25 protein-coding genes are annotated in these 23,841 nt (G+C 36.5%); 17 read left to right on the forward strand and 8 right to left on the reverse strand.

Translation table 11 applies throughout. From position 1 onward, the window contains the following. Positions 1–3: 3 nt before the first annotated feature. On the reverse strand, positions 4–213 hold the full coding sequence (locus tag ACW2QC_RS05485) for a DNA-dependent RNA polymerase subunit epsilon (RefSeq protein ID WP_457542977.1): 210 nt from the start codon (positions 211–213) through the stop codon (positions 4–6). Positions 214–904: 691 nt separating this feature from the next. Between ACW2QC_RS05485 and ACW2QC_RS05490 the strand changes: the two genes are divergently transcribed. Beyond that, the gene (locus ACW2QC_RS05490; protein WP_457542978.1) at positions 905–1,678 is read left to right on the forward strand and encodes a Cof-type HAD-IIB family hydrolase; all 774 of its coding nucleotides are present in this window, start codon (positions 905–907) and stop codon (positions 1,676–1,678) included. Positions 1,679–1,727: 49 nt separating this feature from the next. On the opposite strand, the gene def is transcribed toward ACW2QC_RS05490, so the two are convergent. Further along, on the reverse strand, positions 1,728–2,279 hold the full coding sequence (gene def / locus ACW2QC_RS05495; protein ID WP_457542979.1) for a peptide deformylase: 552 nt from the start codon (positions 2,277–2,279) through the stop codon (positions 1,728–1,730). A gap of 230 nt (positions 2,280–2,509) precedes the next feature. Here def and ACW2QC_RS05500 point away from each other — a divergent pair, with 230 nt between their 5' ends. The 5 genes from ACW2QC_RS05500 (at position 2,510) to lpdA (ending at position 8,395) form a co-directional block, all read left to right on the forward strand. After that, on the forward strand, positions 2,510–3,199 hold the full coding sequence (locus ACW2QC_RS05500; protein WP_457542980.1) for a YkyA family protein: 690 nt from the start codon (positions 2,510–2,512) through the stop codon (positions 3,197–3,199). A gap of 444 nt (positions 3,200–3,643) precedes the next feature. Continuing rightward, complete coding sequence (gene pdhA / locus ACW2QC_RS05505) at positions 3,644–4,687, forward strand: pyruvate dehydrogenase (acetyl-transferring) E1 component subunit alpha (protein ID WP_457543085.1); 1,044 nt, start codon at positions 3,644–3,646, stop codon at positions 4,685–4,687. A 3-nt stretch (positions 4,688–4,690) separates the two neighbouring features. Beyond that, on the forward strand, positions 4,691–5,668 hold the full coding sequence (locus ACW2QC_RS05510; RefSeq protein ID WP_457542981.1) for an alpha-ketoacid dehydrogenase subunit beta: 978 nt from the start codon (positions 4,691–4,693) through the stop codon (positions 5,666–5,668). Between the two features lie 24 nt (positions 5,669–5,692). After that, positions 5,693–6,985 carry a dihydrolipoamide acetyltransferase family protein gene (locus ACW2QC_RS05515; protein ID WP_457542982.1) on the forward strand — a complete coding sequence of 431 codons (1,293 nt, stop codon included), beginning with the start codon at positions 5,693–5,695 and terminating at the stop codon, positions 6,983–6,985. A gap of 3 nt (positions 6,986–6,988) precedes the next feature. Then, positions 6,989–8,395 (forward strand): dihydrolipoyl dehydrogenase, encoded by a 1,407-nt coding sequence (gene lpdA / locus ACW2QC_RS05520; protein WP_457542983.1) that lies wholly within the window; start codon positions 6,989–6,991, stop codon positions 8,393–8,395. Positions 8,396–8,553: 158 nt separating this feature from the next. Here lpdA and ACW2QC_RS05525 read toward each other — a convergent pair whose 3' ends face one another. Then, positions 8,554–10,077 (reverse strand): glycine betaine uptake BCCT transporter, encoded by a 1,524-nt coding sequence (locus ACW2QC_RS05525; protein ID WP_457542984.1) that lies wholly within the window; start codon positions 10,075–10,077, stop codon positions 8,554–8,556. A 278-nt stretch (positions 10,078–10,355) separates the two neighbouring features. On the opposite strand from ACW2QC_RS05525, the gene ACW2QC_RS05530 reads away from it, so the two are divergent. From ACW2QC_RS05530 to ACW2QC_RS05545, 4 genes are all read left to right on the forward strand, one after another. Beyond that, positions 10,356–11,195 carry a polysaccharide deacetylase family protein gene (locus ACW2QC_RS05530; protein ID WP_457542985.1) on the forward strand — a complete coding sequence of 280 codons (840 nt, stop codon included), beginning with the start codon at positions 10,356–10,358 and terminating at the stop codon, positions 11,193–11,195. 164 nt (positions 11,196–11,359) lie between these two features. Continuing rightward, positions 11,360–11,461, forward strand: a complete 102-nt coding sequence (locus ACW2QC_RS05535; protein ID WP_106497759.1) for a GapA-binding peptide SR1P — start codon at positions 11,360–11,362, stop codon at positions 11,459–11,461. A 209-nt stretch (positions 11,462–11,670) separates the two neighbouring features. Beyond that, on the forward strand, positions 11,671–12,630 hold the full coding sequence (locus tag ACW2QC_RS05540) for an NAD(P)H-dependent flavin oxidoreductase (protein WP_457542986.1): 960 nt from the start codon (positions 11,671–11,673) through the stop codon (positions 12,628–12,630). A gap of 16 nt (positions 12,631–12,646) precedes the next feature. Then, complete coding sequence (locus tag ACW2QC_RS05545; RefSeq protein ID WP_457542987.1) at positions 12,647–12,928, forward strand: UPF0223 family protein; 282 nt, start codon at positions 12,647–12,649, stop codon at positions 12,926–12,928. A gap of 470 nt (positions 12,929–13,398) precedes the next feature. On the opposite strand, the gene ACW2QC_RS05550 is transcribed toward ACW2QC_RS05545, so the two are convergent. Further along, entirely contained in the window at positions 13,399–14,016 is a 618-nt protein-coding gene (locus ACW2QC_RS05550) for a YktB family protein (RefSeq protein ID WP_457542988.1), read from the reverse strand. A 211-nt stretch (positions 14,017–14,227) separates the two neighbouring features. Between ACW2QC_RS05550 and ACW2QC_RS05555 the strand changes: the two genes are divergently transcribed. Both ACW2QC_RS05555 and ACW2QC_RS05560 read left to right on the forward strand, forming a co-directional pair. After that, entirely contained in the window at positions 14,228–14,419 is a 192-nt protein-coding gene (locus ACW2QC_RS05555; protein ID WP_457542989.1) for a hypothetical protein, read from the forward strand. A gap of 130 nt (positions 14,420–14,549) precedes the next feature. Further along, the gene (locus tag ACW2QC_RS05560; RefSeq protein ID WP_457542990.1) at positions 14,550–15,359 is read left to right on the forward strand and encodes an inositol monophosphatase family protein; all 810 of its coding nucleotides are present in this window, start codon (positions 14,550–14,552) and stop codon (positions 15,357–15,359) included. Between the two features lie 7 nt (positions 15,360–15,366). On the opposite strand, the gene ACW2QC_RS05565 is transcribed toward ACW2QC_RS05560, so the two are convergent. Then, on the reverse strand, positions 15,367–15,546 hold the full coding sequence (locus ACW2QC_RS05565; RefSeq protein WP_457542991.1) for a DUF5325 family protein: 180 nt from the start codon (positions 15,544–15,546) through the stop codon (positions 15,367–15,369). A 158-nt stretch (positions 15,547–15,704) separates the two neighbouring features. Between ACW2QC_RS05565 and ACW2QC_RS05570 the strand changes: the two genes are divergently transcribed. Then, entirely contained in the window at positions 15,705–16,031 is a 327-nt protein-coding gene (locus ACW2QC_RS05570; protein WP_457542992.1) for a YlaH-like family protein, read from the forward strand. Between the two features lie 23 nt (positions 16,032–16,054). On the opposite strand, the gene ACW2QC_RS05575 is transcribed toward ACW2QC_RS05570, so the two are convergent. Then, positions 16,055–16,258: a YlaI family protein gene (locus tag ACW2QC_RS05575; protein ID WP_457542993.1), complete on the reverse strand. Its 204-nt coding sequence runs from the start codon at positions 16,256–16,258 to the stop codon at positions 16,055–16,057. A 355-nt stretch (positions 16,259–16,613) separates the two neighbouring features. On the opposite strand from ACW2QC_RS05575, the gene ACW2QC_RS05580 reads away from it, so the two are divergent. Next, positions 16,614–16,898 carry a hypothetical protein gene (locus ACW2QC_RS05580; protein ID WP_457542994.1) on the forward strand — a complete coding sequence of 95 codons (285 nt, stop codon included), beginning with the start codon at positions 16,614–16,616 and terminating at the stop codon, positions 16,896–16,898. Between the two features lie 62 nt (positions 16,899–16,960). On the opposite strand, the gene ACW2QC_RS05585 is transcribed toward ACW2QC_RS05580, so the two are convergent. After that, positions 16,961–17,560 (reverse strand): YhcN/YlaJ family sporulation lipoprotein, encoded by a 600-nt coding sequence (locus ACW2QC_RS05585; RefSeq protein WP_457542995.1) that lies wholly within the window; start codon positions 17,558–17,560, stop codon positions 16,961–16,963. 298 nt (positions 17,561–17,858) lie between these two features. After that, positions 17,859–18,335 (reverse strand): hypothetical protein, encoded by a 477-nt coding sequence (locus tag ACW2QC_RS05590; protein ID WP_457542996.1) that lies wholly within the window; start codon positions 18,333–18,335, stop codon positions 17,859–17,861. Positions 18,336–18,487: 152 nt separating this feature from the next. On the opposite strand from ACW2QC_RS05590, the gene ACW2QC_RS05595 reads away from it, so the two are divergent. The 3 genes from ACW2QC_RS05595 (at position 18,488) to pyc (ending at position 23,765) form a co-directional block, all read left to right on the forward strand. Then, a complete protein-coding gene (locus ACW2QC_RS05595; RefSeq protein ID WP_457542997.1) occupies positions 18,488–18,772 on the forward strand; it encodes a YlaN family protein in 285 nt (94 codons plus the stop codon). Positions 18,773–19,149: 377 nt separating this feature from the next. Beyond that, positions 19,150–20,334 carry a putative lipid II flippase FtsW gene (gene ftsW / locus ACW2QC_RS05600; protein WP_457542998.1) on the forward strand — a complete coding sequence of 395 codons (1,185 nt, stop codon included), beginning with the start codon at positions 19,150–19,152 and terminating at the stop codon, positions 20,332–20,334. Then, complete coding sequence (gene pyc, locus ACW2QC_RS05605) at positions 20,322–23,765, forward strand: pyruvate carboxylase (RefSeq protein WP_457542999.1); 3,444 nt, start codon at positions 20,322–20,324, stop codon at positions 23,763–23,765. Before ftsW ends, pyc begins: the two co-directional genes overlap by 13 nt. The last annotated feature ends 76 nt before the right edge of the window (positions 23,766–23,841 follow it).

A 23,841-nucleotide genomic window follows, 5' to 3' on the forward strand; every position in this document is an offset into this window, starting at 1 on the left:
ATACTAGGCGTTCTCCACTTCAAAATGATCAGAATGCTTTTCGTATTCTAGATGTGCCTCATCTAATGGTTGGATAAACTCTATATTTAGTTTGCGATCTATGAGTTTATTACGTACCTCACGTTCAGTTTCTGCCTCAATATAAAGGCTTTTAGTGCGTTCCCGTACAGGGATTTCGCTTGGATTTTCTTGATATAATACTTTAAATATCATTTCATCTCTCCTACCTTTTTTCTTTAATCTTTGTTTTAAGAATGAAGTATAAAAAAACGGAGGCTATCGCTATTAAATTTTAGCGATTAGCCAAGCATCTTTTAAAATACTCAAATAAGCCTAACAATAGGGTTGAAAATCACTTATTAAATAAATTGGATAATAAGCGAGTGTGTCAACCCGATTGTCTGCATTAATTGTTAAATTCCGCAGCATGGTTGATTCATTTAGTATTGATTACTTTAAGTTTTCGTATAACCGGGTAACCCGACATATGTTTAACGGGCGTTTTCACTTTTGTGCTGTGATTGGTTCCATCAGTGGTAGTCTTTTTCACAAGTAGTTGGTACACGTCCTCGGCCTAAAAAATCCTTCCAGCGTTTTTTCAGCTTTTCTTTTAGGCGTTTTAACATGATGGGTCGCATCTCCTTTCCTTATCATTAAGAAAAGCAAAGCAAAAATATTCTACCGATCCAATCCCTCTTATTTACAGTATAATACTGTTTGAGAAATAATGAAATAAAAATACTATATTTATCCTAAAAAAGTTTATATTTACTATAAATTATGCCTGAAGAACAATCCCTGTTAATCTGAAAATTTCCCTTATCAACATTTTTCACTTAGAATTAATTATTATACAAGGTAGTTTATGGTTAAAGTAACTTTAGGGAAAAGGAGAGAAAAGATAATGCATCAGAAAATAGTATTTTTCGATATTGACGGAACACTACTTGATGAGGAAAAAAAGATACCAATGTCTACGAAGAAAGCGATAAAGCAACTTAAAAATAATGGTGTTTATGTTGCGATTGCAACAGGAAGAGCGCCTTTTATGTTTGAGGATATTCGCAAGGAACTAGAAATTGAGTCTTTTGTCAGTTTTAATGGGCAATACGTTGTTTTTGAAGGGAAACCAATTTACGAAAATCCGCTTGGCGTACAAGAGTTAACACGATTATATCAACGATCACTAGCAAGTGATTTTCCTATGGTTTTTATGAGTAGTAATGAAATGCGTGCTTCTACAGGGGAAAGTTCATTTATAAAAGAAAGTTTTGGAAGCTTAAAATTCGATTATCCTGCAGTTGATGCTGATTATTATCGAAGTAATATGATTTATCAAGCATTATTGTTCTGTGGAAAGGGAGAAGAAGATTCTATTGTAAATGATCATCAAGAACTTCGCTTTATTCGCTGGCATGATTATTCGTGTGATGTTCTACCCCGTGGAGGTTCGAAGGCTATCGGTGTACAAAAATTAATCGATAAAAGTGGGATAGGTCTTAGTAATACGTTTGCTTTTGGTGATGGTTTAAATGATATAGAAATGTTAACAGAAGTAGGAACGGGAATTGCCATGGGAAATGGAGTTTCTGAATTAAAAACAGTGGCGGATTATGTAACAGATGATGTTGACAAAAATGGCATTGTGAAAGGGTTACAACAATTCGGTTTGTTATAAATGAAATAGGCTACGAGAACATGTTCTCGTAGCCTATTTCATTTAAACATTACTCAATCGCTTTTGCGTCTTCTGGAATGGCAAATGGGGTTGTTTGGTTAATGTGATCATAAAACATAATACCATCAAGATGATCGATTTCATGTTGAAAAACAATTGCTGCGTAATCGCGTAAACGTAATTTTAACGGATTGCCTTCTAAGTCTGTTGCTTTGATCGTGATTCGGGCATACCTTGGAACATAACCTTCCACTGATCGATCAACAGAAAGGCATCCCTCTCCACTTGTGAGGTATGCTTTTTCAACGGAATGACTCACAATCTTTGGATTTAGCAAACCGTATGAATACCATTTTCCTTTAAAGTCTTGAAAATGAACGGCAATCATGCGCTTAGAAATACCGAGTTGTGGTGCAGCTAAACCCACACCAGGTCGTAATTCATAGTCACAAGCAATTTTATCGTCTTGGCTATTTTTTAGAAAATCAAGCATATCTGCTAATAATTTGTTTTCTTGTTCAGTTGCAGGAAGGTCAACTTCTTTTGCTACTTCTCGTAATGATGGATGGCCTTCTCTTACAATATCCTTCATTGTTAGCATTATTTACACTCCTAGTCTATGCAATTTCATGATAATGGCGACCAAAATGAATAAAATCTATCCATATTGATTGATTTCATCTTCTTATTTTAACATAATTGGTTCTATTAGTTCATAAATTTGCTATAGGACATATTACCATCCATTATCTTTAGTTCGCATATGTTATACTTTATACAAAAAACGTTTATTGTGTTAGAAACCGATATGAATGAAGGAGGTCAGTCAACGTGCCATTTAAAAAAATAATGATGGTTGTATCTATATGTTTAATTGCGGGATTAGTTGCATGTAGTGGATCATCGACTAAAGAGAAGATATACGATCATTTAGAAGAAGCCGTAACATTAGAAGAAGCTTTTGAAAAACAGCAGGATACGATTGTTGACTTGGAAAAAAATGAACAGCAATTATATGGTAAAATTATTGATTTAGGAATGGATGATTTTGATAAAATAAAAGATCTGTCTCAACAAGCAATTGAAACAATTGAAAAACGATCTAAAAAAGTGGAATTAGAAAAAGAGAGCATCACTGCCTCTAAAGAAGAATTTATAAAAACAGAAGATTTAATCGATGAGCTTGAGGATAAAAAAACAAGAGATAAGGCGGAGAAAATGTATGATGTAATGATGAACCGATATCAAGCATACGATTCTTTGAATAAAGCTTACACAACATCATTAAAATTAGAAAAAGAATTATATACAATGTTGCAAAAGAAAGATATCGAACAAGAGACATTAACAGAACATATCACTAAAATTAATGATAGTTATCAAGAAGTGCTGGAGGCAAATAAAGATTTCAATACACACACAACAAAATATAATAAATTGAAACAAGAATTTTATAAAGTAGCCGATATAGAAGTTGAATATGAAGACGGAAAACCTGCTGATAAAAAGGATTCCAAATAACGCCATAAAAAAAGACTGAATTAATTCAGTCTTTTTTTATGGCGTTTTGTCATGTGTTTGGATAATCATACTAATACAGTTAGGCAGATAGGATATAACAGGTAAGCAAAGAAGAGTAATGACTACATCTATCTGGTTTAAAAAACTGCAATAAAAATACAGAAATAAAAACAAAGTGATTGACCAAATCCGTATGAATAAGCTAAACTCTAAATAGATCACCTATTGTATCAATAAATTTTCCTTTATGAATGTAACAGTTTTTGAGAATGGTTTAGAATAAGATTAATAAAAATCAAAACAGGGTACAAGAATAAAGGCAGAATGGTACAGATTTTTTCAAGTTTAGGGAAGGCTAGAAGTGAAAATATTAAAACGGATATAGAAAGGAAGAGGTGAACTATTTTGAAACACGTACTTAAAAGTGTTGAAAGTCAGTTCGAAATGTTCCAAATTCTTAATGAAGATGGGAAAGTTGTAAATAAAGATGCTATGCCTGATCTTTCGGATGATGATTTGAAAGAACTAATGCGTAGAATGGTTTATACCCGAATTTTGGATCAGCGTTCCATGGCATTGAATCGTCAAGGACGTTTAGGTTTTTATGCTCCAACAGCAGGACAGGAAGCTTCACAACTAGGAAGTCACTTTGCTTTGGAGAAAGAAGACTTTATATTACCAGGATATCGTGATGTTCCACAGCTTATTTGGCATGGACTTCCATTATATCAAGCATTCTTATTCTCTAAAGGACATTACCATGGTAACCAAATGCCAGAAGGAGTTAATGCTGTAAGTCCGCAAATTATTATCGGTGCACAATACACACAAGCTGCAGGTGTTGCACTTGGAATGAAAAAGCGTGGTAAAAAAGCAGTAGCAGTTACTTATACAGGTGATGGTGGTACTTCTCAAGGTGATTTCTATGAAGCATTGAACTTTGCTGGGGCATATGGAGCTCAAGGTGTTTTCATTGTGCAAAACAACCATTTCGCTATTTCAGTTCCAGTTGAAAAGCAGACAAATGCATCAACACTAGCACAGAAAGCAGTTGCTGCTGGGATAGAGGGCGTTCAAGTTGATGGAATGGATGTGCTCGCTGTTTATGCTGCAACAAAAGATGCACGTGAACGAGCTATTAATGGTGAGGGTCCAACATTAATTGAGACATTAACCTATCGTTACGGACCACATACAACTGCAGGTGACGACCCAACCCGCTATCGTACGGAAGAACTTGACAATGAGTGGGAAAAGAAAGACCCATTAGTTCGATTCCGCAAGTACTTAGAAGGTAAAAAGTTGTGGTCCGAAGAAGAAGAAAACAAAGTAATTGAAGAAGCCAAAGATGATATTAAACAAGCAATTAAAAAAGCTGACAGTTATCCAAAACAAAAAGTAACCGAACTTATTTCCAATATGTATGAGGAACTTCCAGTGAATCTTCAAGAACAAATGGAAGAATATAAAGAAAAGGAGTCGAAGTAAATCATGGCACAAATGACAATGATTCAAGCAATCACTGATGCAATGCGTTTAGAATTAAAAAATGATGACAATGTGCTTGTATTTGGTGAAGATGTCGGTAAAAACGGTGGCGTATTCCGTGCTACAGAAGGATTGCAGGATGAATTTGGCGAAGAACGGGTATTTGACACACCACTTGCTGAATCAGCAATTGGCGGACTTTCCATTGGTTTAGCTTTACAAGGATATCGTCCTGTGCCGGAAATTCAATTCTTCGGCTTCGTTTATGAAGCAATGGACTCTATTAATGGGCAAATGGCTCGTATGCGCTATCGTACGGGCGGTACACGCACAGCACCAATTACAATTCGTTCACCATTTGGTGGCGGTGTTCACACACCAGAATTGCACGCAGATTCACTTGAAGGATTAATTGCCCAACAACCAGGAATTAAAGTTGTTATTCCATCAACCCCACAGGATGCAAAAGGATTGTTAATTTCCGCTATTCGTGACAATGATCCGGTTGTATTTTTAGAGCATATGAAACTTTATCGCTCTTTCCGTGATGAAGTTCCTGAAGAAGAATATACAATTGAAATTGGCAAAGCCGATGTTAAACGGGAAGGAAAAGACGTAACATTGATTGCATATGGTGCAATGGTTCATTCGGCACTTAAAGCTGCAGAAGAATTGGAAAAAGACAATATTGATGCAGAAGTTATCGACTTGCGTACAGTATCACCGGTTGATATGGACACTATAATCGAATCAGTGAAGAAAACGAATCGTGTTGTATTCGTTCAAGAAGCTCAACGACAAGCAGGTGTTGCATCAAATGTGATTTCTGAAATTCAAGAACGTGCGATCTTACATCTAGAAGCACCAATTTTACGTGTCACTGCACCAGACACTGTCTATGCGTTTACACAAGCAGAGGAAGTATGGCTGCCTGATCATAAAGATATCGTAGAGAAAGCTCAGCAAGTAATCAACTTTTAATTTTTAGATTGGAGGTAGTAAGGCATGGCATATGAATTTAAATTACCAGACATTGGTGAAGGAATTCATGAAGGTGAAATCGCAAAATGGTTTTTTAAAGCAGGTGATGAAGTAAAAGAAGATGACGTTTTATGTGAAGTACAAAATGATAAAGCTGTCGTTGAAATTCCGTCACCAGTAGATGGTACTGTAAAAGAAGTTAATGTAGATGAGGGATCCGTTGCAGTTGTAGGTGATACAATCATCACCATCGATGCAGAAGGATACGAAGATGATGAAAGTGGCTCAGAAGAAACGGATAATAAAGAAGAGCCAGCAAAGGAAAAAGAAGAACCTAAAAAAGAAGTTAAGCAAGAGACGAAACAAACTCAAGCAGGTGACGATTCACAAGATGATAGTAAGCGAGTTATCGCAATGCCATCTGTACGTAAATATGCACGTGAGAACGATGTGAACATTCAAAAGGTAACAGGATCAGGTAAAAATGGTCGTGTTCTTAAAGAAGACATTGATAGCTTCTTAAATGGTGATCAACCATCTGCACAGGGTACTACTGAAAAAGCAGACAAAACAGAGACACAAAGTCAGAAAGAACAAACTGCACCAAAAGGCGAATATCCAGAAACACGCGAAAAAATGAGCGGAATTCGCAAGTCGATTGCTAAGGCTATGGTTAATTCGAAAACAAAAGCACCACATGTTACATTAATGGACGATATAGATGTCACAGAACTTGTAGCACATCGTAAGAAATTTAAAGCAGTCGCAGCTGAACAAGATATTAAATTAACGTACTTGCCATATGTTGCTAAAGCATTTGTGTCGGCATTGAAAAAATATCCAATCATCAATGCTGCTGTTAATGATGATACTGACGAAATCATTTACAAGCATTATTATAATGTAGGTATTGCTGCAGATACGGATAAAGGTCTGCTTGTTCCAGTTGTAAAAGACGCTGATCGTAAATCCATTTTTACAATTTCACAAGAGATTAATGAATTGGCAGATAAAGCAAGAAGTGGTAAACTAACACCGGACGAAATGAAAGGTGCATCAAGTACAATTACAAATATTGGTTCTGCAGGTGGTCAGTGGTTTACACCAGTACTAAACTATCCTGAAGCAGCGATTTTAGGAATTGGTCGTATCGCTGAAAAGCCAGTAGTACGTGATGGAGAAGTCGTAGTTGCTCCAGTACTTGCATTATCATTAAGCTTTGATCATCGCATTGTTGACGGTGCGACTGCACAGTTGGCACTAAATCAAATTAAGCGATTATTGAACGATCCACAATTAATCATGATGGAGGCGTAAACTATGGTAGTAGGAGATTTTCCAGTTGAAGTTGATACGTTAGTCGTTGGAGCCGGACCTGGTGGCTATGTTGCTGCCATCCGTGCTGCACAACTAGGACAAAAAGTAACCATTGCTGAGAAGGCTACATTGGGTGGAGTTTGCTTAAATGTTGGTTGTATCCCATCTAAAGCAATGATTCAAGCAGGTCATTTAACAGAAAAGGCACATGGAAATGAAGAACTTGGGATTACATCAGAAAATGTTTCGGTTGACTTTTCTAAAGTGCAAGAATGGAAAGGAAAAGTTGTCAATAAATTAACTTCTGGTGTTGAGGGGTTATTAAAAGGAAACAAAGTAGACATTGTGAATGGTGAAGTATACTTTGTTGATCAAAACACAGCAAAAATTATGGATGAAAAGAACTCGCAAACATATAAGTTCAATAATTGTATTATTGCGACCGGTTCTTCACCAATTGAAATTCCAAGCTTTAAATTCTCAGACCGTGTTCTTGATTCGACAGGTGCATTGAATTTAAAAGAAATTCCGAAGAAAATGGTTGTTATCGGTGGAGGATATATTGGAACAGAGTTAGGATCTGCTTATGCCAACTTTGGAACAGACATTACAATTTTAGAAGGTGCAAAAGACATCCTTGGTACATTTGAAAAACAAATGACACAAGTTGTTAAAAAACGTCTTAAGAAGAAAAATGCTACCATCATCACTGAGGCAATGGCAAAAGGTGTTGAAGAAACAAAAGACGGCGTAAAAGTAACATATGAAGCTAAAGGTAAAGAAGAAACAATTGAAGCAGATTATGTATTGGTAACGGTTGGTCGTCGTCCAAACACGCAAGAACTCGGCTTAGAGCAAGTTGGTATAGAAGTAGATGATAAAGGCCTAATAAAAATTGATAAACAATGTCGCACAAACGTACCTAACATTTACGCAATTGGCGATATTGTTCCTGGCTTACCACTTGCACATAAAGCTTCTTATGAAGGGAAAGTTGCTGCAGAAGCAATCAGTGGGGAAAAAGCAGAAATCGATTATATTGGTATGCCTGCTGTTGTATTCTCTGATCCTGAACTGGCATCTGTCGGTTATACAGAAAAAGAGGCAAAAGAAGCAGGGTACAAAGCAAAAGCTTCAAAATTCCCATTTGCAGCTAATGGACGCGCGTTGTCATTAAATGATAGTGATGGATTCTTAAAACTTATTACAAGAGAAGAAGATGGACTTGTAATTGGGGCACAAATTGCTGGACCGAATGCTAGCGATATGATTGCCGAGGTTGGCTTAGCAATCGAAGCGGGCATGACAGCAGAAGATATCGCTCTTACTGTACATGCACATCCAAGCTTAGGTGAAATCACGATGGAGGCAGCAGAAAAAGCATTAGGAACGCCAATCCATACAATGTAAGATTACATGAGAAAAGAAAAGGAGAGCTGTATGAACAGCTCTCCTTTTGTATTTTTTGAAACCGAATATGCATATGTTTTAACAAGTTTAATTAGCTATTTATTAATAATAAATAGACATTAAATAAGCCATACCATAACAGTGGTATGGCTTAAGATTTATTGTTTCTTTCGTTTTAAATCATATTGTCTCGCTTCTTCTTTAAATGACTTGATTAGTGAAAAGACGACAAAGATCATAATTATCGCAAATGGAAAGGCGACAATAATAGATGCGGTCTGCAACGCATTTAGACCACCCTGCCATAGTAAAATAGCAGCTGCACTTGATTGAATAAGACCCCAAATAAATTTAACTTTATTTGGCGGATATAAACTACCACCAGTTGTTTGCATACCTAAAACAAAAGTTGCTGAATCGGCAGAAGTAATGAAGAAAGTACTAATCAATAAGATAGCAATTATCGACATCACGGTTCCAAATGGAAAGTGTTCTAATACTGCAAATAATGCTGTTTCCTCGCCAAGATCATTTACATAATGGATGATATCGACGCCTTGGAAGAACTCTAAATTGATAGCGGATCCGCCGAAAACGGAAAACCATAATGCTCCAAAAATAGTTGGTACAAGTAAAACCCCTAAGACAAATTCCCGTATTGTTCTGCCTCTGGAGACACGGGCAATAAATGTACCAACGAAAGGTGCCCAAGCAATCCACCAAGCCCAATAAAATATTGTCCAATCTTTAATCCAGGTATTATCTTGTTGAAATGGCGTCATCCGAAAACTCATGCCAGGCAAATTTTGAATGTAACTGCCAAACGTTGTTGTAAAGAAGTTCATAATAAAGTTCGTTGGTCCTGCAAAAAGCAAAAATAACATTAGCGCAATAGCAAGAACTATGTTTGCGTTACTTAAGTACTTAATCCCTTTGTTCAATCCGGTCATAGCTGAAATTAAGTAAAGAACAGTAACAATTAGGATAATAACGAATTGCATTGTAACTGTTTGGTCAAAACCAAATACAAAGGCAAGTCCACCACTAATTTGGATTGCACCGAACCCAAGAGACGTTGCAACGCCAAAAACAGTAGCAAATACAACGATAAAATCAATTACTGTTCCTAGAGGTCCTTTTACTCTATCACCAAAAATAGGCTGTAAAATAGCACTTACAACGCCAGGTGCTTGCTTGCGAAATTTAAAATAGGCTAAGGCCAAAGCAATTGTTGCATATACTGCCCAAGGATGTAATCCCCAGTGAAAGAAACTGTATTGCATGGCGGTTTTTGCTGTATCATTTGTTCCTGGTTCACCAAATGGTGGTTCATGAAAGTGAGATAATGGTTCAGCAGCTCCCCAGAATACCAAACCGATCCCCATACCTGCACTGAAAAGCATGGCAAACCATGTTATATAAGAATATTCCGGCTTGTCTCCTGGTTTCCCAAGTTTAATGTTTCCATACTTTGAAAAAATGAGATAGATGGCAAATATTACAAACCCTGTGGTACTTAATAAATAAAACCAGCCAAATTTATCGACCAAAAAAGTTTGAATGATCGTTGTTACATTATCGAGGTTACCATGTGGTAATACATCTTTTGGAATGATTCCCCATATGATAAAAAGTATCGCAACTACAGCTGATATCCAAAAAACACGTGTAACTTTGTTCATTATCACAATTCCTTTCTATTTTGTTGTCTTTGGTAAAAATTTGCACATCTATGTATTAAAACATATTCTTGTCCATGTCTCAACTAATGTGATGTTAGTTCTTACTATTTACTAAAGAGCAAGATATAATTCTGGAATTTGGCAGAGGACCTAAAATTATATACCCATTATCGATCCAATACAAACGTAAATAATTCTTGACGACTATATACATCACCTTTACTGCTTCGTTACAATGGAAATATCGATTTTTAACAACGAAGGGAATGGAACAACAAATGAAACAAAGGGCTTGGTTTTCTTTGTTAATGGTGGGTATATTGCTGACAGCTTGTAGTATTCATTCCGACAAAGAAATAGATGATAACGATGAAAAACAAGACCAAACGGAAGTCAAAAATGATCAGCAGGAAAATCAGAAACAAAAAGATAATAATACAAGGGATCAAGAGGTTAGTAACCAAAAGAGCAATAAAGAAGACAAGATAGAACCAAGGTATAAAGTTGCTGATAATTGGTCCATTGTACCTATAGATGAAGCAAATGAAAAAGTGGTGTTGTTAACATTTGATGATGCACCAGATGAACATGCATTGGAAATGGCCAAGACATTAAAAAAATTAGATGCTAATGCGATCTTCTTTGTTAATGGACATTTTCTTGAAACGCCTAAAAAGAAAGAAATGTTAAAACAAATTGATGATATGGGGTTTTTAATCGGCAACCATACATATAGTCATGCGTATTTACCCGATTTGTCGAAAAAAGAACAAAAAAAGGAAATTGTTCGTGTGAATGATATGGTAAAAGAAATTATTGGAGAGCGTCCAAAGTTCTTTCGAGCACCAAATGGGGCAAATACGGATTATACGAAAAAAATTGCTAAAGAGGAAGAGATGATCCTCATGAATTGGTCTTATGGGTATGATTGGAACGAAGAATATATGTCCAAAGAGGCGATCACGGATATCATGCTCCATACGGAATTATTAACAAGTGGTGCTAATTTATTGATGCATGATAGGGAATGGACCGCTGCTGCGTTAAAGGATATCGTGAATGGCTTACGTGAAAAAGGGTATGAAATGGTTGATCCAAAGTTAATTGAAACTAGATAAACAAAAGCAATTTTAGGCAAAAGACAGCTAGTTATTTTGTGATAACTAGCTGTCTTTTATATGTAATTTTAATTATGTTATACTAAATGAGTGTTGTAATTCCGATTGTGACATACTATAATATTAATATGATATTATAATTAACGAAAAAGGAGTTGGACCAGATGGGCACGATCGTATGTCAAGACTGTCAGCAGGTTATTGAACATTTTGATGATGAAAAAGTATCAACCCTTTATGGAACATGTCCTAATTGTAAGAACTAAAACATAAAGTGTTTTTATTGACTCAGATCACCAAATTGATATTTGATTATCACATTTTAAAAACGAGGCTTTCCCTTAGGTAATTAATATAGACCAAAGTGAAAGCCTCTTATTTTATGCTAATTTGGCTTTTCCATTAGCCAGAAACAAACTTGTAATGATAGGATATAGGTTGGAGGCGTATACATAATTGGGGGGAGGATTTATTTATGAACTGGAATACACGTGTGACTGAATTATTGAATATTAAGTATCCGATTGTTCAGGGTGGTTTGGCATATCTTGCATATGCAGATTTGGCTGCAGCCGTTTCAAATGCTGGTGGTTTAGGTCAGATCACGGCAATGAGTTTAGGAAGCCCCGAGGAATTAAGGAAGGAAATACAACGTGTAAAACTATTAACAGATAAAGCTTTTGGGGTGAATTTTGCTATTGGACAACATGGACGTCCATTTGCGGATATGGTTCAAGTGGCAATTGATGAGGAAGTACCGGTAATATCGGTGACAGGTGGGAATCCCAAAGGCGTGTTGGACATGGTGAAGGATTATCCGATTAAAAAACTAGTGCTTGTCGCTGCAAGAAGACAAGCTGAAAAAGCGGAGGAATTAGGTGCCGATGCTGTTATGGTGGTTGGTCAAGAAGGTGGAGGCCATCTTGGACGCGGGGATGTAGGGACTCTAGTACTTACCCCGCAAGTAGTTGATCACATCGCCATTCCTGTTATTGCTTCAGGTGGAATTGGTGATGGACGTGGTTTGATGGCAGCACTTTCGCTTGGTGCGGAAGGAATTGAAATGGGGACAAGATTCATCGCAACGAAAGAATGTGTAGATGCGCATCCTAGCTATAAACAGGCATTACTTAATGCTGACGAGAACGCTACAACTGTTATCAAACGTTCATTAGGTACCCCTGCTCGTGCATTAAAAAATGGATGGACCGAACGTATACTTGAGTTGGAATCTACCCAACCTACATACGAAGCAATGAAAGATTTGATTAGTGGAAAAGCAAATAAACGGTATATTTCCGATGGATATGCATCAGAAGGTTTCGGTTGGGCTGGGCAGGTAGCAGCTCGAATTAAAACAATCCCAACAGTACAGGAATTATTTACTACGATGATTATGGAAGCCGAAGAAATTCGCAACAAATGGTTAAACTAAAAGGGGGCAAGTTACATTGAATTATCATTACCCGATTGATGAAATGTGGTCGAAAGCAGAAATTGTTGACGTGGTTAATTTTTTTAACATGGTCGAAAAGGCCTATGAAAAAAATGTGAAAAGTGATAATGTAATGCTTGCATATAAGCGATTCAAGCAGATAGTACCAGCTAAAAGCGAAGAGAAAACTATTTTTTCTGAGTTTCAGAAAGCATCGGGCTATTCCAGTTATCATGTTGTCAAGAAAGCAAAAGAAACAGACGGATTCATAACAATGAAAAAAGGTAGCTCCAAATAGGATACGGGGTCCTCCTTTGAGACGCAAAATAGACCTTTAATCTTTCATAACTATATATTACACAGCCTTTTAGAAAATCTGACATATGCACTCTACCAAGGTTTCAGCCACTTAAACAATATAAATCGCAATTCGCACATCAAATAACAGATTGAGAACAAAAATTTTCAATCTGTTATTTTGTGTGCTAAACGGTGTGTCATTTTACAGATAAAAATAAGATCTATTTTCGTAATGTTTGTTCCTTTTTCAATTTTGTAGTTGCGACATAACCTTTACGTGACTTCCTCCCAACCCTTTACAAGATGAGTGGTTCCAAGTATTACTAATATATAGATTAAATTACAATAAAAATAGCAGAAGTGAATTTTATTGTGAATTCTTCTGCTATTTCTATGCGATCATTTGGTTTTCTCCTATTTGCATTTCAAAAAAGAACGTTTTACTAATAGGAAAGCTGCGTATTCTTTTTATAGTAATGCACGCTGGTAGAAAGGTAATAAGATATCATACGTATTTTTCGCGATATTTACCAATTCTTCTCCGTTCGTAATACGTTTGTCGTTTGCTGCGATATGCCTGCCAATTAAAAACTCTGCTTTTTTAACATCTCGGAAACGTTCTAATGCTGCTTCCAGGTTGATGTCTACGAGTTTAGTGGATTTCTTTTTCGTATGGTCAAGTGAAATTACAAAATCATCGGGAACATCGCTTTCAATAATGTCAATGTTGTTCAGCAGATTTTTCGCGATTTCCTGCTTGTTTGGTAACTCATAGATAAAAGCTAGCCAAATGAAAATGTGATCGTCAAATAAGCCGAACTGAAAATGTGGATGTTTTTTATATCCTCTTTTGTTATTAGCAATAGCCAGCCAAGTATCTTTTGGAGGATTGACAGTCCTTCTTGCATGTTTCGCTATATGTAAAAACATTTCATTACCAAGTTGTGTCTGTAAATGGTCAGTTAATTCATTGCCAATTTCTTGAAACTTCGGTTGTATACGGTTCTGAATTGCTTCCATCCGTTCAGTTAATCCGTCAATTGAAAACGTTGCAAAGTCCTGCGCAGTAAAGCCATCTAAACTCATTGTGAATCATCCCTTCTCTCTAAAAAATGCCTGTATCCTTTATTACAGATTATAATAATTATTAAGTATATCTGAAACCAAGTCAAGTTCTTCGGTTTAAAAACAAGCGAAATTGGGAATTGATAAAATAAGTAAATCTAAAAAAATGTTGAACGATATCATAATTTTTCTCATATATATAAAATAAGCCATCTGAAAGGATGTAAGTGACATGAAATATGTACTCGAGACAATTAGACGAAAAGAAGCACAAGAGAAACTACCTGTCATTCGCATGGAAATTGATTACGAGCTTGTCACACTTCATGACGCATTAAAAGCAAACGATACGGTTCAAATTATAAAAACAAAAGAACGTTTGGAACAATTACGAAAACAACTACTAGAGATTGAAAATGATTAATCATCATACTTGACTCCTATACATACATAGGGGTCATTTTTTGTCGTATACCAAGCAATTCGAAACCAATGACTTGTTTGCTACAATTTGGTAGTATAGTAATAATAATGCGAGCAATGGAGGTCTGCATATGGATTTGGAAATTCGCGAAGAGCTGTTCAAACAGGCTAAAGCATGGGTACTACAAGCAGGTGCAACAATTAGGGGGAAAATGAATGACCCATTAATCGTTGATACTAAATCAAACCCTAATGATCTTGTCACACATATGGATAAGGAAACAGAGCGATTTTTTGCTGCGAATATCAAACATTCATATCCTGATCATTTATTGCTAAGTGAAGAAGGATATGGTGATGATTTAAAATCGTTGGATGGGACAGTATGGATAGTCGATCCGATTGATGGAACAATGAATTTTGTTCATCAAAAAAGTAATTTCGCAATATCAGTAGGAATTTATCATCAAGGGATTGGGGAAATCGGCCTTATTTATAATGTCATGGATGATATTTTGTATCATGCTGTGCGTGGTAAGGGAGCCTATAAAAACGATGTTCCACTACCACACCTAAGAGATGATGTGAACCTTGAGAAGGCGATTCTTAGTATGAATCACTTTTGGCTTTGTGAGAATCGATTAGTAGATGAGACACAGATGCAACAGCTAGTAAAAAAGGTAAGAGGTACAAGAACTTATGGGTCTGCTGCGCTAGAGTTTGCTTATGTTGCAGAGGGTAAGCTGGATGGTTACTTAACGATGAGCTTAGCACCATGGGATGTAGCAGCAGGTATTGTGATCGTTAATGAGGTTGGTGGGTTGACAACAACAATTTCCGGGGAGCCTGTCGATATGTTACATAAGAATTCTATTTTAACATGTAATCCGGTTATACAATCCGAGATAATTAAAGACTATATAGAAAAAGGAAAGAAGTGAATCGCACTTAATGCGAGCCACTTCTTTTTCGTTTGATCGATAAGCCAAATCCCATAAATGCAAACCCCATAATCAAAAACAAAAAAATAAGCCATATGTTACGATAAGAAATAGCTACACCGATACCTACAAACATGGCAATGACGAGCATAGCCAATAATAACATCGGAATATTGATCTTTTTCATTTCTTCACCCCACGTTTGATTACATGGAACAGTATATATCATTGGAGTAAGTTTTTCAAAACAAGTTATTTGTTAAACTTCTTTCACATTTACTACTAGCATGTGCAGACAAGATTTAGTATGATGGAAAAAGAGCTTTTATGATGGGGGATACATGCATGAATAGTAATTTTAGTTTAATTTTTGATTATATTGAGGAAAATTACGGTATTGATCATTTATTTACGATTTTATATGTTCTTAATCTAATTTTTGGGGCGATTGCATTTAAACTAGGTTTTGCCCGGAAATTGCCTATACTCAAGTCTTTATTTGTTTATATTATGCTTGCAATTGGGACCTTTATTATAACGATTTTTAGTATTTTTAAAATGCCTATGACCGAAAGCTTAATTATAATTTCTGCTGTTTTAGGTGTCTATCGATTCCGTTTACACCAGCAACGTAAAGCCAAAATGAATAATGGCCAAAGTAAAACTCCCTAATCCAATGGATAAGGGAGTTTTACTTAAATAAGATCGTTTTTTTGTTTCTTTTCCCTATATAAACGGAATTTGCCTGATAGATGTCGTGCTCTTGTTCTTTCGTCTATCCGTTGATAACAAGGTTTGCATAAGTACATATTTAGCCGACGGTTTCGCAATCGTTTTGCCTGTAACGAGTGATCGTCTATCGCCTCTATCGTATCACATATGACACATTTGACTTGCATAATTTCACCTCAAATTAGGCTGTTTGTTTAACTATACCACAGGATCGTTATGCATAAAAGAAGTTGTTCAAAAAGTCCGGTAAAAATGACACATCGAATTTCTTCGTTAGCAAGACTCACCGTTCCTCACGGGCTAAGGAACTTTTGCTAAAACCGCCCACGTCCTGTGGGCAACGCAGAAGTCACCACATCCTATGGAAGCCCGTTCCGGTACTCAAAGCTACGCTGCCTCGAACTTCTCGGTCCTTTTTATCCTCCATTTTGAACACGCATTAAAAGAAGTATATTATTTGATGTTTGACAGAAAAATAGGAAGGGAATAAATAATTAAAGCATAAATAGAAAGGACGATTTGATGAAGAAAAGGTATGTTATTTCAGCATTAGGCGTTGCTGGGGTAGGTACAGCAGGGTTATTTTTAAAGGATAGAGCCAATAGGGATAAAGCCATAAGAAAGGTCAAATCTTTAGCAGGTAAATTTAAAACGAATGATGAAACGTCCGCACTAGATGATGCAGGAATACCAGATCAAACCGGTAACAAAGACTTGGCGCAGTTCGAGAATGCTAAAATGGTCTCAGAAGGATCGCAATTCGGTGTTAATTATTATAATGAAGTTAAAGCAGAAGAGGAAGCGTAATAAAGGGTCAGACCCCATTAATGAGGGGTTCAGACCCTTTTGTTTGTGATAATGTTTTCCGCTCATTCGTTATTTTTGTGGTTAGACTGATCCTCTTGAATATCGTCTAGTTTTTTCTCATCTTCTTTAGGAATTACTTCTTTATTTTGATCAGGTTCTACAGGTTGATCTTCATTTATAGGGAAATCTGGCATGTATCTACCGACAATTGCAGATAATTCATCAACAATTCCTTGTGCAGGGTGGCCTTGACTTATTTTGTCACTCATTCCACGTATACGTTCTGTCATATCGGCATCTGCGACAACGACAGCAGTTTTGCCATATGGATCGTGTCTTAGCGCTTCTAAAACAGAATATTTAATGGTGCCAACACGGGAACGATCTAAATCTTTATCAACATCAATCCCAACTACGGCATATGGTCCGGCAACGACTGCCGCTGAATCCTTAACATTCGGAACATCACTAGCAATGTTTGCTAAATGGTTTGCCATCTGTTCATTGCTTATATTTTTCTTTTTGGTTGGGTGGGAATCTTCAACTTGAATGAACTGATTTCCGCTTTCTTCATCTGGCAGTGAAGTATCTTTTTCTTGTTGCTGGCATCCAACCAACACAATAATACCAGTAAAAACTAGTGGTAATAAGCGTGGAAACATTTGCACTCCTCCTTAAAATGAGTAGTTATTGATATATTTTTCGCTGGAGAAGCCAAATTATACAAAAAAGCTGATTACCTAAAACTGGGCAATCAGCTTGAAGAGGCTGTTCAAAAAGTCACCAAATAATAAGCGGCGAATCTCTTCGTTGGCTTGTTTCTCCGCTCCTTGGAAAAGAAAATCACTTTTCCTGCGTGCGAAGTGAATTTCGAGGAAGGTTTCCTTTGTGCTCGAAACTACGCCACCTCGACCTTCTTGCTTCTAATTTGGCAACTTTTTGAACACGCACCTTAAAAAGTTATTTTATAATAATTTTTTGAACCCCTTTAATTGGGTTTTCTTGATTTGAACCATCTTGATAAAAGAAGTGAACTGGACCATCATCTTTTACTATTTTGCCATCAACTGCAAATAATAATAAACCATTTCTAAGCTCATTCAGGGAAATATTGATTTCACCATTACTGGTTGCTAATATTGCACTTTCAGCATTGTCGTTTATTTCTGCGTTATCAATAAAGTCAATAATTGGCATCACATATGAATTCTTTAGTATTTTTTCTCCTTCAAAGCGGGAAATGCTTTTGTTAACTGGTGGATTGAATACCGCTCTATCCCATCGTTTAGATGCTTTTTCAAGTTCATCATCTTCAACTTTATTATCGGTATTTTGCAGAAATGCTTCCTCAAATAGAATTTTACGATCGTCAAAAATCCATACTGTTGGATCAAGTGTAATTGGATAGGCAACTTTCCCTGTTATTGGTACGATCATCGTTTTTACCACCTCTCATAATATATCCTTTACAAGAATAGCAGACATGGGTGAAAATTTCATCTTAAAGAATTATACTATTTCATTTGCAATTTATAGCCTGTAACGATAATATAGTAGAGAAGAAAGTCTTTTACTTGGAGGGGATATATTTGTTACCTGAGGTGACCGCAAATCATCGTGAAAAAGCCTATGCCCTTCTTAAGGCTGATGCTGATAAAATTTTAAAACTTATTGAAGTCCAAATTGAAAATTTAATGACACCGCAATGCCCATTGTATGAAGAGGTTTTAGATACACAAATGTTTGGTCTTTCAAGGGAAATAGATTTTGCTGTGCGTTTAAATTTAATCGGCGAGAATGAAGGTAAAGCACTTCTCGAAAATCTCGAAAGACAGCTGAATATTCTGCATGAAGCAGCACAGAAATCTGTGTAACTTTTTGTATAACATTTTTGGCGTTATGTACCCCGTATTATAGTAAAAACTTTGCCGACAAATTCATGGCAAGGTTTTTTTATTATAAATTTGTGTTCAAAAAGTCGGCAAATTAGAAACAAGAAGGTTGAACCGCGTAGATTTAGGACCTGCGTGTGGGGAAGCAACATGATAAGCACGCTTGGCTTTTCTTAACAAATTATCATTTAGTGACTATTTTGAACATCCTTTTTAGTGCAATTCAATATTGTTAAATAAATTCGTTGGTAAGATAGAAAAAGAAATCTGTAAATTACGCTAATTTCAAATTATGTGTTATACTATTTAAAATTTCTTTTTTGTCTTTACCGTTAATACATATGTTGGGGAGAAGTAAGATGATAAAGAGATTAAAGAATAATGATTTCACTTTAATGATTACTCCAGTATTGTTAGCCGCTTTTGGTCTAGTTATGATTTACAGTGCTAGCATGGTTACAGCTGTTTATGAAGGGCATGAAGCCAACTATTATTTAGTTAAACAGTTACAATGGTTTGTTATTGGTTCTATTGGTTTTACGCTGTTTAGTATATTTCCTTATAAATATTATCAAAAACTGACAAAAATGATGATGATAATTATCATTTTACTATTAGTTGGTGTACTGTTGTTTGGAACGGAAATTAATTATGCACAATCATGGTTTGACTTGGGTTTTGTCAGTGTACAGCCCGCAGAGTTTGCTAAATTGGGTCTAATTATTTATTTGGCATCGGTATATTCGAAAAAACAAGCTTACATTAACGAGTTTAACAAAGGCGTATTACCACCATTGATTTTAACTGGTTTAGTACTTGGTCTTATTGTATTACAGCCTGATATTGGAACAGCGGCAATTATCTTTTTGATTGCTAGTTCAGTCATCTTTAGTTCGGGGATTAAATTTAGGCATTTGTTTATTCTTATAGCTGCAGGTCTTTTGGTTGTAGCTATTGCTATCCCGAACATGGTAACAGATGAAAGGATTTCGCGATTCACCGGAGCATATCAACCTTTTGAACACCCTGAAGACGATGGTTACCATCTCATTCAGTCTTATCTAGCCATTGGAGTTGGTGGATTAACAGGTGAAGGACTAGGTCATAGTGTGCAAAAGCTTGGTTATTTACAGGAAGCACATACCGATTTTATTATGGCAGTCATTGCGGAAGAGTTAGGCTTTGTAGGTGTCGTAATTGTAATTGGATTACTGGCTATCATTGTTTTACGGGGCATCTTTATTGCCAGAAAGTGTGATGATAGTTTTGGAGCGCTTTTAGCTATTGGCGTTTCGTCTATGATCGCTATTCAGGCATTTGTTAATTTGGGTGCAATAAGTGGAATGTTGCCTATAACTGGTGTTCCATTACCCTTTGTGAGTTATGGTGGTTCTTCCTTATTGGTGATGATGATCTCAATGGGAATTTTAAATAACATTGCAAGAAATGTTAGAGAGAAGGAACAACAGCCAGTTCCAGTCAATCGTAAAGATATACCACAAAATCAGACAAATAACGGAGGAGGAAGATCATGGCTGATGTAAAGAAGATAAATAAAGTTTTAGTTGCAAATCGTGGGGAAATAGCAATCCGAGTTTTTCGTGCTTGTACAGAATTAAATATCCGGACTGTTGCGATTTATTCGCAAGAGGATACAGGTTCTTATCATAGGTATAAAGCTGATGAAGCGTATTTAGTTGGGGAAGGCAAGAAGCCAATTGATGCCTATTTGGACATTGAAGGAATTATTAAGATAGCTAAAGATGTCGGTGTTGAAGCAATTCACCCCGGCTATGGTTTTTTGTCGGAAAATATTCAATTTGCAAAACGCTGTGAGGAAGAAGGAATTATATTTATTGGACCGACAAGTGAACATTTAAGTATGTTCGGTGACAAGGTAAAAGCAAGAACACAAGCAGTAAATGCCGGATTACCTGTTATACCCGGTAGCAATGGACCGGTAGCATCTATTGAAGAAATAGAAACATTTGGAAAACAGCATGGATATCCAATTATTATAAAAGCCTCTCTTGGCGGAGGTGGTCGTGGAATGCGGATTGTGCGTAACCAGAATGGATTATCCGAAGCTTATAATCGAGCAAGATCTGAGGCACGTGCTGCATTCGGCAGTGATGAAGTTTATGTTGAAAAGTTAATTGAAAATCCAAAGCATATCGAAGTGCAAATAATTGGTGATCATAACGGTAATATTGTTCATTTATATGAACGTGATTGTTCTGTCCAACGTAGACACCAAAAAGTTGTGGAGATTGCCCCAAGCGTTTCCCTTAGCGAGGGACTTCGATTAAAAATATGTGATGCAGCGGTTAATTTAATGAAGAATGTAAACTATTTAAACGCTGGAACAGTTGAGTTTTTAGTGACGGATGACGATTTTTACTTTATTGAAGTTAATCCACGTGTTCAAGTGGAACACACGATAACGGAACTTATTACGGGAATTGATATAGTTCAGTCACAAATTAAAGTGGCGGAGGGACAAGCAATTCATGATAAATCGATTGGTATACCATTACAAGAAAATATCTCAATAAATGGCTATGCAATTCAATCAAGGGTAACAACAGAAGATCCACTAAATAACTTTATGCCGGATACAGGTAAAATTATGGCCTATCGTACTGGTGGCGGATTTGGTGTTCGTCTTGATGCAGGGAATGGATTTCAAGGTGCTGTTATTTCACCGCATTATGACTCGTTGCTCGTAAAAGTATCCACATGGGCTTTAACGTTTGAGCAAGCTGCGCACAAAATGGTCCGAAATTTAAAAGAGTTTCGAATTCGCGGGATAAAGACAAACATTCCATTTTTGGAAAATGTGATACTTCATGGGAAGTTTTTATCAGGTGAATATAGCACAACTTTTATTGATCAAACACCAGAGCTTTTTGTTTTTCCAAAACGGAAAGACCGTGGTACAAAAATGCTTACATACATTGGAAAAACGACGGTTAACGGTTTTGAAGGAATGACAAAAAAGAAAAAGCCATTATTTTCGAAACCATCAATCCCAAAAATAAATCGAAGTCAAGAGATACTAGCGGGGACAAAGCAAATATTAGATGAACGTGGACCTGAAGGCCTTGCTAACTGGCTGAAAAAACAAAATGAGGTATTATATACGGATACTACATTCCGTGATGCCCATCAATCATTATTAGCAACACGCGTACGGACGAAAGATTTGTTGCAAATTGCTGAACCGACAGCACGTATGCTTCCGGAATTATTTTCTGTGGAAATGTGGGGTGGGGCAACATTTGATGTCGCGTATCGTTTCTTAAAAGAAAATCCTTGGCAACGATTGTTAAATCTTAGGGATAAAATCCCGAATGTTCTGTTCCAAATGCTTTTGCGTGCAAGTAATGCGGTTGGTTATAAAAACTATCCAGACAATGTGATTCAAGAATTCGTTGAAAAGAGTGCAACTGCAGGGATCGATGTATTCCGGATATTTGATAGTTTGAATTGGCTTGATGGAATGAGACCGGCAATTCAAGCTGTTCGGGACAATGATAAAATTGCCGAAGCATCGATGTGTTATACTGGTGATATTTTAGATGTAAACCGCAGCAAATACAATTTAACCTATTATAAAAACCTGGCAAAAGAGCTAGAAGATTCAGGTGCTCATATTTTAGGCATAAAGGACATGGCAGGATTGTTAAAACCGGAAGCCGCATATCAACTTATATCAACATTAAAAGAGACAATTGATTTGCCAATTCATTTGCATACACATGATACTAGCGGTAATGGGATCCATATGTATGCACGTGCGGTTGAAGCAGGCGTTGATGCTGTCGATGTTGCTTGTGGATCGATGGCTGGGCTAACATCACAACCAAGTGCTCAGACATTGTACCATGCACTTGAAGGAACAGAGCGTCAACCAAAAATCAATGTTGGTTCATATGAAAAATTATCACAATACTGGGAGGACGTTCGTGGATATTATCAAGATTTTGAAAGTGGTATGAAGTCACCGCATACAGAGGTATATTTCCATGAAATGCCAGGAGGACAATATAGTAATTTAAAACAACAAGCAAAAGCTGTTGGACTTGAAAATAGATGGAATGAAGTAAAAACGATGTTCCGCCAGGTTAATGAAATGTTTGGTGATTTAGTAAAAGTAACACCTTCATCAAAAGTTGTTGGTGATATGACATTATTTATGGTGCAGAACAATTTAACTGAAGATGATATTTACGAACGCGGTGAATCAATTGATTTTCCGGATTCAGTTGTAGAGTTTGCGCAAGGGTATATTGGTCAACCACATCAGGGAATACCACAAGAATTACAACGGATAATTTTGAAAGGGAAAAAGCCTATTACGAAAAGACCTGGTGAACTTCTCGATCCCGTTGATTTTAAACAGTTAAGGGACACATTATTTAAAACACTGGACCGTCAAGTAACGAGTTTTGATTTGATATCCTACGCATTGTATCCAAAAGTATTTATGGATTATCATAAGTTTACGGAATCATATGGGGATATGTCTGTTCTTGATACACCAACATTCTTCTATGGTATGCGGTTAGGGGAAGAAATTGAAGTTGAAATTGAACAGGGGAAGACATTGATTGTTAAATTAGTTTCGATATCAGAGGCTCGCTCAGATGGAACACGGGTTGTTTATTTTGAATTGAATGGTCAGTCCCGTGAAGTGGTAGTAAAAGATGATAGTGTTAAATCAAATGTTGTTACAAGGCCAAAAGTAGATCCGAGCAATAACAAACAAATCGGGGCTACAATGCCAGGCACAGTAGTAAAAGTAATTTGTGAAAAAGGGGAAAAAGTTAAAAAAGGTGATCACTTGTTAATTACAGAAGCAATGAAAATGGAAACAACTGTACAGGCTCCATTTGCTGGCGTTATTAAAGACATTCACGTTAAAAATCAAGAAGCAATTACTGTGAATGACTTGCTAATTGAGTTTGAATAAGCAAAAAACGGGTAGTAGATTTTTAATCTACTACCCGTTTTTTGCTAACGAACAAACATCTTAAAATAAAGTTTCT

It is taken from the genome of Virgibacillus sp. FSP13 (assembly GCF_054048505.1).

Excerpts from the sequence above, each read along its gene's own strand:
- pdhA (WP_457543085.1), top strand. The coding sequence starts at position 3,644 with ATGTTCCAAATTCTTAATGAAGATGGGAAAGTTGTAAATAAAGATGCT.
- ACW2QC_RS05580 (WP_457542994.1), top strand. The coding sequence starts at position 16,614 with ATGAAGAAAAGGTATGTTATTTCAGCATTAGGCGTTGCTGGGGTAGGT.
- ACW2QC_RS05515 (WP_457542982.1), top strand. The coding sequence starts at position 5,693 with ATGGCATATGAATTTAAATTACCAGACATTGGTGAAGGAATTCATGAA.
- ACW2QC_RS05535 (WP_106497759.1), top strand. The coding sequence starts at position 11,360 with ATGGGCACGATCGTATGTCAAGACTGTCAGCAGGTTATTGAACATTTT.
- ACW2QC_RS05575 (WP_457542993.1), bottom strand. The coding sequence starts at position 16,258 with ATGCAAGTCAAATGTGTCATATGTGATACGATAGAGGCGATAGACGAT.
- ACW2QC_RS05565 (WP_457542991.1), bottom strand. The coding sequence starts at position 15,546 with ATGAAAAAGATCAATATTCCGATGTTATTATTGGCTATGCTCGTCATT.
- ftsW (WP_457542998.1), top strand. The coding sequence starts at position 19,150 with ATGATAAAGAGATTAAAGAATAATGATTTCACTTTAATGATTACTCCA.
- ACW2QC_RS05490 (WP_457542978.1), top strand. The coding sequence starts at position 905 with ATGCATCAGAAAATAGTATTTTTCGATATTGACGGAACACTACTTGAT.
- ACW2QC_RS05570 (WP_457542992.1), top strand. The coding sequence starts at position 15,705 with ATGAATAGTAATTTTAGTTTAATTTTTGATTATATTGAGGAAAATTAC.
- ACW2QC_RS05590 (WP_457542996.1), bottom strand. The coding sequence starts at position 18,335 with ATGATCGTACCAATAACAGGGAAAGTTGCCTATCCAATTACACTTGAT.
- ACW2QC_RS05510 (WP_457542981.1), top strand. The coding sequence starts at position 4,691 with ATGGCACAAATGACAATGATTCAAGCAATCACTGATGCAATGCGTTTA.
- ACW2QC_RS05525 (WP_457542984.1), bottom strand. The coding sequence starts at position 10,077 with ATGAACAAAGTTACACGTGTTTTTTGGATATCAGCTGTAGTTGCGATA.
- ACW2QC_RS05540 (WP_457542986.1), top strand. The coding sequence starts at position 11,671 with ATGAACTGGAATACACGTGTGACTGAATTATTGAATATTAAGTATCCG.
- ACW2QC_RS05560 (WP_457542990.1), top strand. The coding sequence starts at position 14,550 with ATGGATTTGGAAATTCGCGAAGAGCTGTTCAAACAGGCTAAAGCATGG.
- def (WP_457542979.1), bottom strand. The coding sequence starts at position 2,279 with ATGCTAACAATGAAGGATATTGTAAGAGAAGGCCATCCATCATTACGA.
- ACW2QC_RS05555 (WP_457542989.1), top strand. The coding sequence starts at position 14,228 with ATGAAATATGTACTCGAGACAATTAGACGAAAAGAAGCACAAGAGAAA.
- ACW2QC_RS05530 (WP_457542985.1), top strand. The coding sequence starts at position 10,356 with ATGAAACAAAGGGCTTGGTTTTCTTTGTTAATGGTGGGTATATTGCTG.
- ACW2QC_RS05485 (WP_457542977.1), bottom strand. The coding sequence starts at position 213 with ATGATATTTAAAGTATTATATCAAGAAAATCCAAGCGAAATCCCTGTA.
- ACW2QC_RS05585 (WP_457542995.1), bottom strand. The coding sequence starts at position 17,560 with ATGTTTCCACGCTTATTACCACTAGTTTTTACTGGTATTATTGTGTTG.
- ACW2QC_RS05550 (WP_457542988.1), bottom strand. The coding sequence starts at position 14,016 with ATGAGTTTAGATGGCTTTACTGCGCAGGACTTTGCAACGTTTTCAATT.
- lpdA (WP_457542983.1), top strand. The coding sequence starts at position 6,989 with ATGGTAGTAGGAGATTTTCCAGTTGAAGTTGATACGTTAGTCGTTGGA.
- pyc (WP_457542999.1), top strand. The coding sequence starts at position 20,322 with ATGGCTGATGTAAAGAAGATAAATAAAGTTTTAGTTGCAAATCGTGGG.